Origin of the sequence: Tenacibaculum agarivorans (genome assembly GCF_001936575.1) — a bacterium.
Taxonomy (GTDB): domain Bacteria; phylum Bacteroidota; class Bacteroidia; order Flavobacteriales; family Flavobacteriaceae; genus Polaribacter; species Polaribacter agarivorans.
This window is the reverse complement of record NZ_MSMP01000012.1, coordinates 165,026-185,705: the sequence shown is the minus strand read 5'-3', so window position 1 is coordinate 185,705 and position 20,680 is coordinate 165,026. Positions and strand designations below refer to the sequence as shown.

The window sequence follows — 20,680 nt, the reverse complement described above, 5'->3', positions numbered from 1 at the left end:
CCTGTAATTGTTGATACTTTTCTTGTTCTGATAAAACATCAATATCTGAGAGTATTATATCTGGGTTAGTACATACTTCTTTAACTATTTGTTTAAAGTAACTCACAAACCTATCAATAGTAGCTTCTTTAAACAATCCTGTAGAGTACGTAAATAAACAGTGTAACTCTTCAGAAGATTCACGGACCGTTAAAGATAAATCAAATTTTGAAGTTTGTTGACTGTCATTAAAAGGTTCTAGCTGAAGTCCTGGAATTGAAAATTCTTCTTCTGAAAAATTCTCAAAACCAAACATCACATCAAATAATGGGTTTCTGCTTAAATCTCTTGGAATACGAAGTGTTTCTACTAAATCTTCATATAAATATGATTGATGTTCAAAACAGTTTAATGTTTTCTCTTTGAGCTGTCTTAAGAATTCTATAAACCTTAATGTTCCTTTTGGTTGATTCCTTAATGCTAAGGTATTCACAAACATCCCCATTACATCTTCCATTTCTACATTTTGCCTTCCAGCCACTGGGGATCCGACAACAACATCTTCCTGATTTGATATCTTACTCAAAAAGATATTAAAGATAGATAACATTGTCATAAACAACGTAGCTCCTTCATTATCTCCTATTTTATTTAAACTTTCAACTTCAGACTGATCTAATGTAAACCCTATGTATCCTCCTGAATAATTATTTATTTTAGGTCTTTGATAATCCGTAGGTAACTCTAATGTAACTATTTCCTCTGCAAATTCTTGTAGCCAAAATTCCTTTTGATGCAACAACTCTTCTTGTTGAATATTTTGTTGCCATTCTGCATAATCTTTATACTGAAATCTTAATTCCGATAACTCCTTCTTACTATAGTATGCTAAAAAGTCTTTCATTAAAATTCCTTGAGAAACTCCATCAGCAATTATATGGTGCATATCCACCATTAGAACATATTCTTTTTCCGCTATTTTGATTAACCCTACTCTTACTAATGGGCATTTTGAAAGATCGAAAGGTCTAATAAAGTTTTCTACAATAGTTATAGCATCTAACTCATTTGCTTCAAAATATTCAATGGAAAACGGAATTTCAGCTGCTACTATTTGTGCTGTTTCTCCATTTATAGTTTGAAATGATGTTCGTAAACTTTCATGTCTATCAATTAATTTTTTGAAAGTATCTTCTAAATGTTTTTTGTCAACTATTCCTTTAAGCTTTACAATTTGGGGCATATTATATGCTAAAGCATCCTTATCTATACTATGCAAAAAAAACATACGCTTTTGAGCGGATGAAAGCGTATAGTATTCTTTTAATGATGCTTTTTCAATTTTAGAAGTTCCTTGTAAGCTTACTAAAATTGCTATTATTTCTTCCTTATGCCTTTTTATGTGTTCTTGTAACTCTTTAGTCATAACTCCAGGAGGTGCAAAGACCTTTAGTTTCCCTGTTACAACTTTTAAGTTTGCTCCAAGATTGATAAGCTTAGTAATTATTTCGGTTGGTTTCATAAGTAGCGCTAAATGCTAGCCTTCCCTTGAAAGAGAAGGCTAGCTTAAGTTATTTTGTAGCAATTTGATTAAAACGAATATTCTTCGCTATCCTCTATATATTCTACTGGCTTTTCTGCAGCTATAGCAGCCATTATATACTCGGCTATATCAGCTATAGTTGTATAGCGGAACAATAAGGTTAATGGAAAACTTTTTTGATATTCATTATTAATTTTGTTTATAAGAATCATAGCTCTTAATGAATGTCCTCCTAAATCAAAAAAGCTTTTATCAATGCTAATTTCTTCTGGATTTATTTTTAACACCTCACTCCATATTTCTGTAAGTCTTTTTTCAACTTCATTAGAAGGAGCAACATAACTTTCTGTATCAAACAATGTATGATCTGGCAAAGCTCTTCTATCTATTTTACCACTTGGTGATAAAGGTAACTTCTCTAGATGCATATAATATGAAGGAATCATATATTCAGGAAGTTCACGCGAAAGTTGTTTACGTAACGTTTCTACTGCAATTTCTTTATCTGACACATAAAATGCAACTAAAAACTTTTCTCCGTTTGTTTCCCTAGCTAACACTACTGCTTGCTCAATAAACTCGTGTTGATTTAATTGAGTTTCAATTTCTCCTAACTCAATTCTAAATCCTCGTATTTTTACTTGATTGTCTATTCTTCCTAAGAACTCTAAATCTCCATTATTATTCCATCGAGCTAAATCTCCTGTTTTATATAAACGTTCATTTGATTTAAATGGATGTTGTACAAAACGAGAACTTGTTAATGAATCATTATTAAAATATCCTCTCGCTAATCCTTTACCTCCAATGCAAAGCTCTCCTGCAACACCATCTGATAAAAGTTCATTGTTTTTACTAAGGATAAAGATTTCTGTATTAGCTATTGGTTTTCCAATTGTTATAGAAGTTTCATTAGTTAGTTCTTTAATAGTAGACCATATAGTAGTTTCTGTTGGTCCATACATATTATAGATAGCCCCGGAATAGACCTTCTTTACCTTATCTAATAATATTTCTGGAAATGCTTCTCCTCCAATCATAATGCACCTTACCTCATCTAATATGGCATTACTATTACTTTCAGATAATAATAGTTCGACCCTAGATGGAGTCATTTGTAACATATTTACTCCATGATTTTGTATTGCTTTTCCTAATAATGTTGCATCAAACTGTTCTTCTTCATTAGCTAGCACCATTTTTAATCCCTTGCTAATTGGTAAAAGACTTTCTAGTCCAAAAATATCAAAAGAAATCGTGGTTAAACACAGTATAGTACTATCTTCAGAGAAAGGAATTTCTTTAGTTACTCCTTCAATAAAATTCACCACATTATTATGTTGTAACATTACTCCTTTAGGCTTACCTGTAGAACCAGAAGTAAAAATTACATAGGCTAAATCTTCTGCCGTAACTAAGTTAGTAGTAATATTAATTGTTTGTTTCTCAATATCGTTTTGTTTTACATCTAAATCGATTACATGTGTATCAAAATTTGATATGTTTATTGATTCATAACTACCACGTGTAATTAGAGCTTTAATTTTAGATTCTTTTACAATAAGATTAATTCTGTTTTTTGGATGTTTTGGATCTATTGGTACATAAGCTCCTCCTGCCTTTAAAATACCATATAGTACTGGCATTAAACTAGCTTCACGCTCTAACATTAATCCAACTAAATCTCCCTTTTTGATACCTTCAACTTCTTGTAGATATGTAGCGACTTTATTTGAGATTTCATCCAAATCTTTGTAAGTTATTTCTCCACCTGTATATTGAACTGCTATTGTTTCTGGCTGTATTTGTGCTTGCTCTCTTAGTAATGATACTAATGTAGCTTCTTCCTTAATAGTTACTTGTGTATCATTATACGTTTCTAATAACTGTACTTTTTCTTGCGATGTGATTATTGGATGTGTTGACGCCAATTCATCAACATTTTCCACGAATTTATACAGTATTTCTTTAAAATAGGTATGGAATTTTTCTATGTCTGCTGCTGTAAGTACCTCTGTAGAATATTCTAAGATCATTTGCATTCCATACATATCTGACCAGATATGAAAATCGAATAAGGTATTTTGATTTACATCTAAATTATCAGTTGCAAAGTCCATATCTTTTGATGTATGATGGTCAAATTCAAGTTCCGAATCATACTTTAAGATATCTTCTGTAACCCAAAAATCAACAAAATTAAACGATGTATCAAATAGTGGATTACCGTCTATTGCAGGCTCTTCAATAATTTCTAAGATCTTCTGTAATGGTATTTTTTCATGTCGTTTCATCTTTATCAATTTATTTTCCATATAATTGATAAATTCTCGCCATGTTCCTGCTTTTGAAGTATCTACTCTAAAAGGCACAGCATTTAGGAAACATCCTAATAAACGCTCACCGTCTGGCACTAAAGGTCTAGTATTTGTTATGATTCCTACAACAAAATCGTGTTCATAACTAAACTTAGATAAGGTGTAGGTATATGCGGCAAAACATAAGTGTTTTAAACTTGTATTGATACTAGCTGCTAAACTTTCTAAATCTTTTTTAAGTTGTAAATCTAAATCAAGTATTTCAGTAACAAAAGTATGTTTATCTCCTGTAGGATAAAATACGTACCTGTTGTAATCGGCTAATTCTTCACGCCAATATTCTGTACTTATATTTTTGTTGATTTCCATAATTTCACCAACAATTTGATCTTCATAATCACATTCTAGCTTTTGAGGAATATAATTTGGATCTTTATCTAAATATACATATGTATTTTTCAACTCTGTTAAAAATGAATATAAACTCCAACCATCCAACACACTATGATGCATATCAAAAAGTAAATAATGATAATCTTCACGAACTTTAATAATGCTCATTCTCCATAATGGAACTTCCCCAGAAAAGTCTGTCGATTTTACCCTCTCTTTATCTTTATTTTCTAATCCAAAATTTTGCTGTTCTTCGTGAGTCATATGGCTAATATCTACGAAGAATAATTCTGGTTTCATTTTCTTTTTAATAATGTGGGCAAAACGTTCTACATCATACACTTTTCTAAGTGTGCTATGTTTTTCCATTAGTAACTCAATGGCACGTTCAAAGACATCATATTTAAAATCTTTTATTGGAATAGAATAAAGATTTTGTTCGTGATAAATGATGTTATGGAAACTATCTTCATCATCATCTTTCATTAATGTATAGAAAGTCATTCCTTTTTCAATACCACTCATAGGATATACAGCTTCATACGAATCATCCATTCCCACTTCATTTTTATACCATTCTTGAAACATTTCTATTTCTTCCTCTGCTTTAGCTCGTTCATCTATACTGCTACCTGTTTTTTCAGAAATTATACCACTAAGTTCTTCTATAGTTTGATACGCATACATATCTGCAACATGCAGATTACAGTTCAGCATTTCATTGATTTTATAAATCAATTTTATAGCTTTAATAGAATCTCCTCCTAACGCAAAAAAATTATCATTCACGCCTATTTTTACTACCGATAATGCTTCTTTCCATACGTCAACCATAAGACGCTCTATTTCAGTTACAGGAGCTTTATAATCACTTATACTATTAACTTCAAGCTCTTTAGCTGTTAATTTTTTTCGATCTACTTTTCCATTAGAAGTCATTGGAATAGCATCTATCGAAACCATGAAAGTAGGTACCATATAATCAGGTAAACTTTTCGAAAGTTCTTTCCTTAACTCATCAACAGTAACAACTCCATCTGATACATAATACCCGATTAACTGCTTTGTTCCTACATGATCTTTTGCTATAACAACACTTTTCTTAACAGCTGAATGTCCATTCAATACAGCTTCAATTTCTCCTAACTCTATTCTAAATCCTCTAATTTTAACTTGAGTATCAATTCTACCCATATATTCCATATTACCATCAGGAAGCCATCTAACTAAATCTCCTGTTCTGTATAATTTTTCATGTTCTTGAGAAGCAAATGGATTTTTAAGAAAACGTTCATCAGTAAGCTCATCTCTATTAAGATATCCTTTTGTAACTCCTGCTCCACTTACATACAACTCTCCAGGTACACCAATAGGCACTATTTTGTGTGATTGATCAAGTATATAACATTGTAATGTTGGTAATGAAGTTCCTATGTTACTTATTCCTGAATTGATCTCATCAGCTCGAATTTCTTTATAAGTAACATGTACTGTAGTTTCTGTAATTCCATACATATTTACAAGCGTAACTTCTGGAAAAGACGTGTACCATGTTCTGAGTTTAGAAGGGTGAAGTGCTTCTCCTCCAAAAATCACATAACGAACTGCTGTTTCGTTGTATTGTAACGCATAAGATTCCTGTAGCATATAAAAGGACATTGGCGTTTGATTAAGTACGGTTACCTTATTATCATGAATTAATTCAGCAAATAACTTTGGTTCTTTTGTAACTTCTTTCGGAACTATTATCAGTTCTCCCCCAAATAATAGAGCTCCATACATTTCCCAAACAGAGAAATCAAAACAATACGAATGGAACATTGTCCAAATATCCTTTTCATTGAAATCAAAATGAGTAGCTTTATTTTTTAATAAACTTACCACATTTCTGTGTGCTACCTTCACCCCTTTTGGCTTTCCTGTTGAACCTGATGTATATATAATATAAGCCGTATCATCTGAAACTACAGTTGATTCAAGGTTTCCTTGAATATTAAAAAGCATTCCATTATCATTCCATGCATTTGTTAAGGAATACATAGCCACCTCATCTGTTATAATATCTTGTAAGCTTTCTTTTACAGTATCTTGAGTAAGAACTATATGTACCGGACTTAAATTTCCATCAATAACTGCATCACGCACCATATGCTGGATTCTTTCCTTTGGGTAATCTGGATCTATAGGCACATAAGTCCCACCTGCTCTTACCACTCCTAGTATTGCTATTATCATTTCTATTGAGCGATCCATACATATACCTACTAACGTGTTAGTATTAACTCCTAATTGTTGTAGATATATCGCCAATTTTTCACTACGTAATTCCAACTCTTTATATGAAAAGGTTTCTTCTTTAAAACGTAAAGCTATATTTTCTGGAGTTTTTTCTACTTGATTCTCAAATAAAGAGGCTAATGTTTCCTTATGAGGATAATTGATAGTAGCATGGTTAAACGTTTCTAAAATTTGTTCTCTTTCCTTTAGAGGAAGAACAGTTATATCTGATAATTCTGACTTAGGATTTTCTATTATTGATAATAAAGCTTGTTTAAAATAACTTACAAACCTTGTGATTGTTTCTTTTTTATAGAGTTCTGTTTGAAATGTAAAGTTAAATTCCATATGATCTTCTACTTCAAAAGCTATCAAATGCAAATCAAAAATAGAATCAGAATGTACATTCTTATGGTGTTTTAATACCAAATCAGAAAATTCTAACGTTGGCACCTCGTAATTTTGATACGTAAACATTACATCAAACAAGGCATTTCTACTAGTATCTCTAGCAACTTTTAAGTCATTAATCAATTCTTCATATTGATAAGACTGATTATCAAAACAAGATAATGTTGTTGTTTTAACTTCTGACAAAAAGTTTTCGAAACTAGTTGTAGCTTTAGGATAATTTCGTAAAGCTAATGTATTTACAAATGTTCCTATTATAGTTTCCAAATCGGCATGATCCCTACCCGAAATAGGTGTTCCAATAACTATATCTTCTTGATTTGTTAATTTGTGAAGTAAAACATAAAATACTGATAAGAATACAGTATATAATGTGGTTCCTTCAGCCTCTGCTAAAGATCTTAATTGTTTTGTAGTTGTAGCATCTACATTAAATTCAACAACATCTCCTTTATAACTTCTCCTTTTAGGACGTGAAAAGTCCGTGACAAGATTTAATGGAATAGTTTCTTCTGAAAACTGGCTTAACCAAAACTCTTTTTTCTTTTGTTTTGTTTCTTGTTCTTCGTTTGCTTGCCACTCTGCATAATCTTTATATTGTAATTTTAACTCTGGTAATTCTTTATTATGATAAATATCCATAAATTCTTTCATAAGAATACCATGAGAAACCCCATCAGAAATAATATGATGCATATCTACCATCAAAATATATTCTTTATCCGATAGTACTAATACTCCTACTCGAAATTGACTCTTATCTGAAAGGTCAAAAGGACTAATAAATTGACTAATCTTATCATCAACATCTTCTGGTGTAGCGTTTATGTATTGAATATTAACAGATTCTAGTGTGTTGATTTTTTGAAAAACAGCTCCGTTTACATTTACAAAAGAAGTTCTTAAAGCCGCATGACGTGCTACTAACTGATTAAATGTTCTCTGAAATGATTCTTTATCTAGTTCTCCTTCTAATTTTACTATAATAGGTTGGTTATAAGCTATTGACTCTTTTTCAAATTCTTGAATAAAATATAAGCGTTTTTGTGCTGAGGAAAGTGTATATAATTCTTTTTCTTCTGCTATAGAAATATTTTTCTCTTGCTCATATTCATTGAGCGATTGAAAATATGCTAATATCTCTTCTTTTCTTGTTTTGATTTCTGCAATTATTTCTTTGGTTAATGCATCCTTGTCTCCTCGTATTTTAATATCATTATCATTAACAGTAATAAGAATGTTTTTTTCTTTCCTTAAATAAGATATATATTCAATAATTTTCATAAAGTTTTGTTTTTACAGGTTGGTTGGTAAATTATTTTTTTCTTAAAAAATTGGTTTTCACTACAATTTTTAAGAGCTATACTCTCGATTATTTATATTAGTCATTCAATCAGTATAATTTCTTTTAACTGATGGAGTAAATTGCATGAAGTTTTTATTGTATTTAAATTGATCAGCGAACTATTCTCTGAACTTTTTATTTCATCTATTTATAAGTTTATGATTTGTAATGAGTACTCTCTAATAGATTAAAAAAGTTTTAATTTGGTTAATTAATAGTATTTACAAATCAAATGGTGATTTCTATACTTTCATCATCTTCAGTAATTCCATACTGGATTTGTAAAATAGTGGTAATAGTATCCGCTAAATCACGAATTGTTTCTTTTTCAAAAAAGAGTTGTAATGTTATTTGGATATTATAATACTTATTTATCTTATTTATTAAATTTAAAGCCTTTAAAGAATGTCCTCCTAAAGCAAAAAAACTAGTAGTAACACTTATTTCATCTTTATTTAATTGTAATACTTCTGACCAAATCTCTATTAACTTTTCTTCAACTTTATTAGATGGGCGAATTATATTAGTTGCAGAGATTTCTAATTGAGGAAGTTTTTTCCTATTGATCTTACCACTAACTGTTAATGGCATTTCTTTTAATTCCATGTAAAATGATGGTACCATATATCTTGGTAATTTTTCAAATAAGAAATCACTAAGTACTTCTGAAGTAACTGACTCCTTAGTTCTATAATATGCCATTAGATATTTTTCATTTTGTTTCTCACGTACTACAACTACAGCTTCAACAATTTTTGGATGACTTAATAATTGATGCTCGATATCACCTAGCTCTATTCTAAATCCTCTAATTTTTACTTGACGATCTATTCTTCCTAAAAATTCTAGATCTCCTTTTTCTGTCCAACGTACTAAGTCTCCTGTTCTATATAGCTGTGTCCCTCCTAAATAATGTGTCTCCACAAAACTTTCATTAGTTCTTGTTTCATCATTCAGGTATCCTTTAGCTAGATTTTTTCCTGTGAGGCAAAGTTCTCCTGCTACTCCTTTTGGTAAAAGACGACCCCATTGATCTAAAATCAAAGCATTTATATTCGATAATGGTTTTCCAATTGGAATTGTATTTTCTTCATTTCCTTTTACTTCATATGCTGTAGTATAAACAGTATTTTCAGTAGGACCATATAAATTCCATAATCCACATAAAGGATACATTTCTTTGAATTTTTTAGCATAAGATACTGTCATAGCTTCTCCAGCTACAAATACATATTTTAAGGTAGATAAATCTGTATTGTATTCTTCAACACAATTAACAAGTACATTAAAAAAACTAGGAACAAAATTAATATGAGTAACTTTATGTGTATTAATAGCATGAATTACTTTCTCTGGTTCCTTCTCATGATTTACAGGAAGTATTGCAATACTACCTCCATGGAGTAACCATCCAAATAATTCACTCACTGATACATCAAAAATGTATGAAGTTTTGAACAAGTATACATCGTTTTCTTTTACAGGATACCTTTCTGATAAATCCTGAATAAGGTTTGAAACTGATGAATGATTTACCTTTACTCCTTTGGGTTTCCCTGTAGAACCCGATGTATAAATTACATAAGCTAAAGTATCCCCAACGGTATTACTTTCTATCTTTTTTGAAGATTGTTTATCAATAACTTCAAGTTCTTTTTCTATATCTAAACAATTAATATTTGATAATTCTAACTCGGAAGTATATGTTGTTCTTGTTATAAGGTGTTTGATTTCAGCATCTTTTAAAATCTCATGGATTCTATTGGCTGGGTAATCTGGAGCAATTGGTACATACGCCGCTCCAGCTTTATGAACTCCAATAATAATAGGAATTAAGTAAGGCTCTCTTTCTAATAAGATTCCTACTAAATTTCCTGAATCTACTAATGCAATATTTTTTAAATAATTGGCTACTTTATTTGATAGTTCTTCAACTTCCTTATAGGTAAAAATCTCATCATCATATCGTATTGCTATATTGTTTGGTGTTTTTTGTACCTGTTCCTCAAATAACTCTACTACTGTGGTATTTTTAAAAGTCTTTTCAGTGGTATTAAATTGCTCTAATAATAATTGTTCTTTAGCTGTTACTACACTTATTTGACTTACAAGAGTTGCTGTATTCTCAATAATCTGAGATATAATCTGATAAAGATGTCTAGCTACAGCTTCTAAAGTTTCGTCTTTATATACACTTTCATTGTAATTAAGATCGATAGTTAATGTATCATGCATAAATACCTCTATAAATAGATTATAGTTAGTTTCTTCATACATATCAACATCCGTTACTTTAAAACCTAATGTTTCAGCTTCCTCAGACATTAGTTCTTCTGATATTGGATAGTTTTCAAATATGATGATATGATCTAATAATTCTCTACCTAAACTACTGTACGACTGTATTTCTGATAATGGATGGTAATGATGTGCCTCACTTTCTATAGCACGTTCCTGGATATTTATTAAAAAATCTTTAATTGTGTCTTTTTCATCATAAGTCATACGAATTGGTATGGTATTGATAAACAATCCAACCATAGATTCTATACCTTTTACTTCCGCTGGACGCCCTGAAACGACAGCTCCAAATAAAACATCTGAAGTATTATTATACTTAGAAAGTAATATTGCCCAAGCGGCCTGTACTATTGTATTAATGGTTACATTATGATTCTTTGATACATCATGAAGTAACTTTGTCTGCTCTTTTGATAATGTTAGAGTTTCTATAGCTTTCAAGTAAGGACTATCTTCAGAAAAAAATGTTTGGCTACCTTTAATATTAGAAACATCATCATAATCTTTTAAATAATTTTTCCAATACCTTTCAGAGTTTTGGGTTTCTCTTACCTCTAACCACTGTATGTATTTAGAATAAGGTTCTACAGCAGGTAGTGCTATTGACGTTCCTGTAGTATGTTTACGATATAATTCATTAAACTCTTGAATTAGAATTCCCATACACCATCCATCCATTAAGATATGATGATGACTCCATATAAACTCATATTCTTCAGCTGCAGTTTGTAATACATTTACACGCATAAGCACACTAGTACTTATATCAAATTTTTCATTTCGATCAGCTTCTAGATAAGAACGAAGTACTGTCTCTTTTTCACCATCTATCAATTCAGCACGAATATCTTTAAAGGTAAAATCAACCTTACGCTCTTTTAATACTACTTGAATAGGACGTTCGTATTTTTCATGTAAGAAAACTGTACGTAAAATACCGTAACGCAACATCAAATCGTTTAAACTTTGCTCTAATGCTTTAATATCAGGAGCTCCCTCTAATCTATAAGAAATTTGTTCAAAATAATGTGTTGCATCTGTATCTAATACACTATGGAATAAAATTCCTTCTTGCATAGGAGATAATGGATAAATATCTTCAATTACGTATTGCTCTTGCAACTCTTCTAGTTGATCTCGATGTAATTCTTTATAAGTCAAGTCTGAGGGTGTAAGATATACTTCTTGTTGATCTTGACAGAAATAGATGAGCTCTTGAAGACGTTTCTTGAATGTTTCCATAAAAACTACAATGTCTTTCTCTTCATACTTTTCTCTATCGAAGAGTAAATTCATATGTAATTGTCCACCAGTTACCATTCCTGAAACTTCCCAATTATACATTAATTTTTCTTCTTCCGCCATTTCATTACCTCGCTCTTCATTCACGATTGTATAAGTAGCTTCTGATATATCTTCATCAAACTGCCCTAAATAATTGAAACTAATCTCTGCTTTTCTTTGCAATTGACCTTCTTCTATTGCTTGTTGTTGATACAATAAATAATCAAATCCATGGTTAGGAATAGCTCGTAAAGCTTCTTTTACATTAATAATTGTAGCTTTAGCATCTTCATCTCCTAATGCTAACAATACTGGATATAAACTAGTGAACCATCCTATAGTTCTGCTAACGTCAATCTCTTCTCCAAACTCTTCACGACCGTGTCCTTCCATTTCAACCAGAACCCGCTGCATTGCATAGTTTTCTTTTAAACTCATTGCAAAAGCTGCTAATAGTATATCATTTATTTGAGTGTTAAAAGCTTGATGTACTTTGGTAAGTAATTCCTGTGTTTCTTTCTCACTTAATTGAAACGCTATTTCTCCCGTAGATTCTGACTCAAGATTTTTAATCTCTTTTTTAGGAAGCATGTCAAACGATTCTACCAATTGAGCTTCCCAATATGTCTTTACATTTTCAAATGCTTTAGTTTTTGAGTAACGTTCAAGGGCTAAACTCCAAGATAGAAAAGCATCTGTTTTCTTAGGAAGTTCAAGTTTTTTTCCTTCTATATTTTGTTGATATAATTGTTCGATATCTTCAAATAAAATCCTCCAAGAAACAGCATCTATTACTAAATGATGAATTACAATTAACATACGACTCCCTTCTTCAGAATGAAACAGTCCTAACTTTAGTAAAGGTCCTTTTTCTAAGTCGATACTAGATTGAATTTTATTTGAGAAAGCTATTAATTCTTCTTTAGCTGGTATTCCTTTAAAATTAAATTCCTCAATTGAAATCTTCTCTTCTATTCCTTTATTTTGCAGCTTCCATCCATCATTTTGCTTCATAAGTACCATTCGTAAAGCATCATGATGTTCCTGAATTTTTTGAAAAATCTTAATTACATTACTCTTTTCTAATGTCTCGGGAAATTGAAGCATTATAGATTGGTTAAAATGATGCTTCTTTTTTATTGGACTATCCATGAACCATTTTTGAATTGGTACTAGATTTGCTTCTCCTACTACAATAGATTGATCTACTTCTTGTACTTTCTTTTTTAATTTTAAAGATTGTTTATGCACGGTGTGCTCTCTTAAAATATCTCGTACTGAGAAAGCATATCCTAAATTTTGAAGTCGAGCACAAATTTGAATGGATTTGATGGAGTCTCCTCCTAAGGCAAAAAAGTTATCTGACACTCCTACTTTTTCTATACCCAAAACACTCGACCATACTTTACATAATGCTTGTTCTTCTTCTGTCTCAGGAGCTTTATAATTATCGGCTTTACTATCATCTACTTCAGGTAAAGAGCGCATATCTACCTTTCCATTAATTGTTAATGGTATTTTATCTAATGTTATAAAGTTTACTGGAATCATATACTCAGGTAACTGCTCTAGAAGAAACTCTTTTAATGTTTCCTCTTTAATTTCCCCTTCTGAAACATAATAACCTAATAAGTATTTATGGTCCTCTTTCTCTTTAATAACTACAATTGCATTAGTAATTTTCTCATGAGCTACCATCGCATTTTCAATCTCTCCAAGCTCAATTCTATACCCCCTAAGTTTCACCTGATTATCTATACGACCTTTGAACAATAAAGTACCGTCTTCTAAACATACTGCTTTATCACCCGTTTTATACATGCGTTCTCCTTCTTTAAGTATATGTTTTGGAAAACGTTCCTCAGTTAATGCATCATTTTTTACATATCCTTTTGCTAAACCGGCACCCGAGATATACAATTCTCCCCAAACTCCTCTTGGGACTAGTTGTTGATACTCATCTAGTAAATAAATCTGAGTATTTTGAATAGGTACTCCAATTGGAACTGAAGTTTCTTCTGATTCTTCATTATATTCATGAATCATACATCCGACAGTAGCTTCAGTTGGTCCGTATTCATTATAAATTCTAACTTTTCCGTCCAGTTTCTTGTATATTGATGAAGCTAAAGAACGATCTAGAGCTTCTCCTCCAACAATTAATATCAAAGTATCATTGGTAGTAGCTACTTGATTACTATCTTTTACTATCTTTAAATGTGATGGCGTTAACTTAATTACATTTGCTTTTCCCTCTGAAAAAACTTTTTCTACTAATAATTCATGGCTATCGTCTCCATAGATTAAGATACGATTACCAGTTACCAATGGAGTAAAAATCGAAGTAATTGTAAGATCGAATGATAAAGAAGTATATAATGCAAATACAGAATTACCTTCTTTATTTAAATAATGTTTAGATGCCCAATCTATGTAATTCAATAAAGAGCTATGACCTACTGATACTCCTTTCGGATTTCCTGTTGATCCTGATGTGTATATAATATAAGCTGTATCTTCTATGCTATTTACTGAATCAATATTAGCTGTAGAAGTGGCTAAATTATCTAGTTCTTTATCTAATAAAAATAATGACCCCGTGTAAGATTCTAAAATAGCACTCACTTCTGTATGAGTTAATACTATATCAGCTTCTGTTTCCGATAACATATATAAAATACGTTCTTTTGGTAGTTTGGGATCAATAGGAAGATATGTACCTCCTGCTTTTAAAATTCCTAAAATACCAATCAATACTGCATCAGAACGATCACTACAAACTCCAACTACTTTACCTGGAATAATTCTACACTCTTCTCTTAAATAATGAGCTAATTGATTCGCTTTAGCATTTAATTCATTGTAAGTAGTTTGCCTATCATTATACTCCAATGCTATTCCATCTGGATTTTGTAATACTTGGGCTTCTATTAATTCATGAATTGTTTTTGCTTCTACTTTAGAAGAAACTGTAGCATTAAAATCTTCTAGTAAAAATTGAGTTTCTTTTTTTGTAAGTATATTGATCTCTGAAAGCTTAATTTCTGGATTCTTTAGAACAGCTACTACAATTGCTTTAAAATAAGAAATGAAACGCTCTATAGTAGTTATCTTAAATAAATCTGTAGAATATTCAAAACTTAGAAAAATCTTTGTTCCATTATCATACGCCTGAAGTGTGTAGTCGAATTTAGAAACTGGATGACCAAACTCGTAAGGCTCAACAGATAATCCAGGTAACACCACTTCTGTTTCTTCAATATTTAAAAAAGCGAACATTACATCGAAAAGTGGATTTCGACTTGTACTTCTCTCAATTTTTAATTCATTAATTAACTCTTCATACGGATAGGATTGATTTTCAAAACAAGCTAATGTTTTATGCTTTACTTGTTTTAAAAATTCTTTAAAACTAATATTTCCTTTAGGATAATTACGAATAGGAATAGTATTAACAAACATTCCTATAATATTTTCTAAATCTGGATGATCTCTACCTGCTGTTGAAGTTCCTATAACAACATCTTCTTGATTACTTAATTTACTCTGTAAAATACTAAACATAGAAAGCAGTACCATAAACAAAGAAGATTCCTCCTTTTCTGCTAGTTTTTTAATCGCTTCAGTTTGCTCTTCAGTAATATTAAAATTCAACACATTACCAATATGACTTTTTACTGCTGGTCTTGAAAAATCTGTTGGTAATTCTAAGAGAGTTGGTTCTTCAGTAAATTCTGTCTCCCAAAATTCCTTTTGTGCAGCTATAGCATTTTGTTGCTCTTCACTTTGTTGCCATTCTGCAAAATCTTTGAATTGTAGTTTCAGCTTTGGTAAAGTTTCATTATTGTAAAAACTTAAAAAATCTTTCACCATTAACTCAGAAGATTCTGCATCACTAATAATGTGATGTATATCTGTTAATAATACATGATCGTCATTAGCAAACTCAACCAATGCTGCTCTAAACAAAGGAGCTGTACTTAAGTCAAAAGGACGGACAAAGCTTTCTCTTATACGATCTAAATCTTCTTCTTTCCCTTTGAGATATTGAATTGTAAAATTAGATGTGTCGTTTATAAATTGATAAGGTTTCCCATCTACTAATTTAAAAGACGCTCTAAAATTTTCATGACGACTAATTAATTTTTGAAATGCATTGTCAAAACGTTGTTTATCAATTTCACCTTTCAATCTAATTCCAACTGGCATATTGTATGCTAGTGATTCCTTATCCAACTCATAAACAAAATAAAAACGTTTTTGAGGTGATGATAATTCATAATATGCTTTCTTATCAGCTTCTGGTATGGTAATGTAGTTTGATATATTTTCGCCTTCTATAAAATTTGCTAGACTTTCAATATCTGTGTTTTTAAAAAGATCTTGTAGGGCAACTTTTACATTAAGTTCTTTAAATATTCTATTTGCTAACACAACTGCTTTTAAAGAATCTCCACCTAATTCAAAAAAGTTGTCATTAATCCCAATATTTTTAATCCCAAATATTTTTTGCCAAGCTTCTAATAATTTCTCTTCTGTTTTATTTTTTGGGGCTTGATATTCCGGAAGAGTTCCTGCACGTTGAATTGTAGTAAGGTCTTCTTCTTTATTTTCTTGTTTTTCACTTCCAAACTCTTGAAGGTCTATCCATTTTTTAAGTTTTGTTGATAAATCTCGTGTAGATATTACAACATGATCATGATCTTCATTTTCCATTATATACTGAAAAGCTTCAGCTCCTTCATTAGGTAAAATATATGATTGTGACTTATCAATAGTATCTAGATCTTCTTCATCTTCCCACCCATCCCAATTCACAGAAATCCAACGAGTACTTGAGTTTTGATTTTTATAAGCTAAATAATAGTCTACAAATAAGTTAGATGCTGCATATGCAAGAAAACCAATACCTCCTAAAATGGCAGATAATGAAGAGGTTACTGTAAAGAAATCTAACGATCGATTTTCAAAACATTCGCTAAGAACAATTGTACCTTTTATTTTAGTATAAAATTGTTCTACAATAAGTTCTTTAGTTACTTGATCTACATGACAAACATGTGAAGCTCCATTCGTTTCTGCGGCTGCATGAATAACTCCATCTATTTTTTCAAATACAGCTTCTGCTTCAGTAATCGCTTTATAAACTGCTTCTTTATTTCCTACATCAGCGCTTACTGTTAATACAGTACCTCCTAATGCTTCAATTTCTTGTATGCGTTTTATTTTTCTTGAAACAGCACTATTCTCATTTAAATATGAATCCCAATCACTTCTATCTGGTACAACCGATCTAGATAAAATAACGATATTGGCATTATATTTTTTTGCTATATGCTTAGCTAGAATACTTCCTACATTACCTAAACCTCCTGTGATAAGGTATGTCCCTTTATTTTTGAGACTACTATTTTTTGTATCAATTCCTAATTCTACTGCTTCATAAGATTGTAACCAACGAATATTGTTTCTATAAGCTACTGTTCTTTTTGTATAATCAGTGATTGCTTCTTTTATAACAAGTTTAAAATTTGCTCTAATTTCTTCTACACTACCAAAATCAATTTGTTTTGGTAAAATTTCATGAAACTCTTGTGGTAAAATAATATTAGCAGCCTGAATTGTAGCTTGTGGATAAGTTAACTTTTCATAACCACTGATCATAAATTGTTGTGCAGTAATTATGGATAGATAAACTTTAGTATCAATATTTATATTTCTTATTGCCTGAGCAACATGTAATAAGTGTAATATACCATTATCTTGCTCTTTTATGAACTCTTCATATAATGAAAGCTGTTCATTATGAGAACTAATACTCCAAAAATGCAATATATGATTTGGAAACTTTTGTGTAGCTTTTAGATCTTGGATTAAGTTTGTATAAAAATCAAGTGTATTACTTTCTTGTTCTATACAAGTCCATTCTTCTGGTACTACTTTTTCTACTAGTTCTCCCTTTTTAAAGATTACTGTAACCGATTTTGGCTCGTTTACTACAATCTCATTTATAACATTACCATCTTTGAATAATTCAACATTCCCAAAAATAAGTAGATGTTCTATTTTTTCTGCTTCAGTTTCCTTTGAAAAACTAATACGTTTTTGTTTCCACGAAGGTTGATAAAACCAATCCTGAACCGGTTTCTTTTCTTCTCTATCTTTATTTTGAATCGCTTCTAACCCTAATAGTAACGGATCATCATCAATCCAATATCGTTCTCTTTTAAAGCTATATGTTGGTAATGCTTCTTTTATACGTCCCGAAGTATTTGTTATCTGGCTCCAATCAATATCAACACCATATTGCCAAATGGTACCAATTGCAGTATAACAATACACTACATCATTTATTTCTTCTTTAGGATGTCGTAGTGTTGTAATAGTATTTTTACATCCACTTTGTTTTGCAAATGTAGTTAACGATCTACCTGGTCCAACTTCTATAAATAAGCTTTCTTTATCTATCTTTTCTAGACAATCTGAAAATCGTACCGTCTTTCGTATTTGTTGCACCCAATATGCTGATGTTGCTACTTCTTCTGGACGAATGTAACCTCCTGTTGAATTCGCTAAAAATGCTTTTTTAGGAGTGTGTAAGGTAATTGTATTGAAATGTAATTCAAATTCCTCTAAAACAGCATCCATAAGATGTGAATGAAAGGCATGAGATGTTACTAATATTCTTGATATAATTCCTTGTGTTTCTAGCTCTTTTTGAAATTGTTTTATCTCATGCTCATCTCCGGAAACTACACAAGAATTCTTGCTATTAATTACAGCTACAGAAAGTTTCTTGGGTAGTAGTGGAAGTAATTTATCTTCTGAAACTGGAATACTCAACATCTTTCCTTTTGGTGCTTTCTGCATAAGTGCACCTCTAACCGCAACGGTTTTTATAGCATCCTCTAAACTAAATACACCAGCTAAGCACGCAGCTACATACTCTCCAATACTGTGCCCCACTAAAACATCTGGTTGTACCCCTACTTGAATTAAATATTTAGCTAAAGAATATTCTACAATAAACAATAATAGTTGTGTAATTTCAGTATCATTTATATTCTGATCTCCAACTACAGAAGTTAACAAAAGCGTTTTTAAATCAAATTTATGTGCTACATATTTATTTGCCAATGCAAAACAAGTATCCATTTCATTTCTAAAAAACTCAATAGATTCATACATTTCTTTAGCCATTAAATTGTATTGGTTTCCTTGTCCTGGGAACATAAAAACAATTTGATCTACATTTTTTGTTGAATAATTGGAAACATTATCTAATACACTTGTAACCTTTTTTTCTAAATCTTTTCCATAATTATCGCTTACAATGAACGTTCGTACTGGAAAATGTTTTCTTCCTTGTTGTAATGTATAAGCTACATTACTTATACTTTCTATGGATTTTTCTGCAATGTGAGTGCTAAACTTTTCAATATTTTGCGTTAAACTCCACTCATTTTGAGCTGAGAAAGGAAGAATTTCATATTGATTATTATCTTTTTCTTTTCTTTCTTCTTCATATTCTTCTAATATGACATGTACATTAGTTCCTCCTATTCCAAAAGAGCTTACTGCACCCAACAAAAGAGTTTCATTCTCTTTTTGTAATCTAACAGCGTCACTATTCACAAAAAACGGACTATTTTCAAAATCTATTTTAGAATTTGGTGTATCAAAATTAAGTGAAGCAGGAAACACACGGTTCTTTAATGATAATGCTACTTTTATAAATCCTGCTACTCCCGCTCCTTCTCCTAAATGCCCTATATTGGTTTTTATAGAACCCAATGCGCAGTTTTTATCATTAACATCACCAAAAGCTGCTTTTAATGCATCAAATTCAATAGGATCTCCCAAATTGGTACCAGTACCATGAGTTTCAACAAATCTGACATTTTCTGGATGGATTCGAGCTATTTTTTGTGCTTTTTTAATTACTTCAACTTGTCCATCTACACTTGGAGCTGTAAAACCAACTTTTCTATAACCATCATTATTAATTGCAGATCCTTTAATTGTAGCATAAATATGGTCTCCATCCGCTATTGCGTCCTTTAAACGTTTCAAAAGTACTACTCCTCCTCCTTCACTAAGCATTGTTCCATCTGACTTATCATCAAATGCTCGACAATGTCCATCGCTTGAGCGTATCATTCCTTCTTCGTGTAGATACCCTCCTTTTGTATAATAAGATAATCCTATACCTCCAGCTAATGCCATTTTACATTCTCCAGTTAACAACCCTTTCACTGCCATGTGTATTGCAACCAATCCTGTAGAACACTCTGTTTGTATAGCAACTGCGGGTCCTCTTAAATTAAGGTTATAAGCTATTTTAGTACATGATGTATCTTTATTATTGAGGTGTTCAGCATCAAACTCTCCTAATTCAGCATTCTTACCCGATAAATAGGTGAGATTTTCCCAATATGTACTATTAGAGGCTCCCGCATAAATACCTATTAAATCCTTATATTCAAAAGGATTATATCCTCCATCTTCTAAACATTCCCAAACCATTTCATGTAATAATCGTAATTGTGGCGTCATGATAACTGCCTCTTTCGGACTATAACCAAAAAATTCAGGTTGGAATTTATCTTTATTAGTTACAAAAGCATTTGCAGGAACGTAGTTAGGAAGCTCAACTTCATTGACATCACAACCTTGTGCTATCAGTTCTTCCTTGGTGTAAAAATCAATACATTCTTTATTATTTATCAGATTTTTCCATAGCTCATTATGATTTTCTGATTTTGGGAATCTACCGGAAATACCAATTATGGCAATTTCCATACCTGTATATTTTTTATTCATGGCGGG

At 31.1% G+C, this 20,680-nt stretch carries 3 protein-coding genes; all 3 read right to left on the bottom strand.

Annotated features, from left to right (window positions below; genetic code table 11):
* The coding region (locus BVC87_RS11435) for a condensation domain-containing protein (protein ID WP_234974661.1) at positions 1-1,501 on the bottom strand (1,501 nt) is incomplete at its 3' end.
* Positions 1,502-1,569: 68 nt separating this feature from the next.
* Entirely contained in the window at positions 1,570-8,205 is a 6,636-nt protein-coding gene (locus BVC87_RS11430; RefSeq protein WP_075342512.1) for a non-ribosomal peptide synthetase, read from the bottom strand.
* 289 nt (positions 8,206-8,494) lie between these two features.
* A complete protein-coding gene (locus tag BVC87_RS11425; RefSeq protein WP_159439351.1) occupies positions 8,495-20,674 on the bottom strand; it encodes a non-ribosomal peptide synthetase/type I polyketide synthase in 12,180 nt (4,059 codons plus the stop codon).
* Between the last annotated feature and the right edge of the window lie 6 nt (positions 20,675-20,680).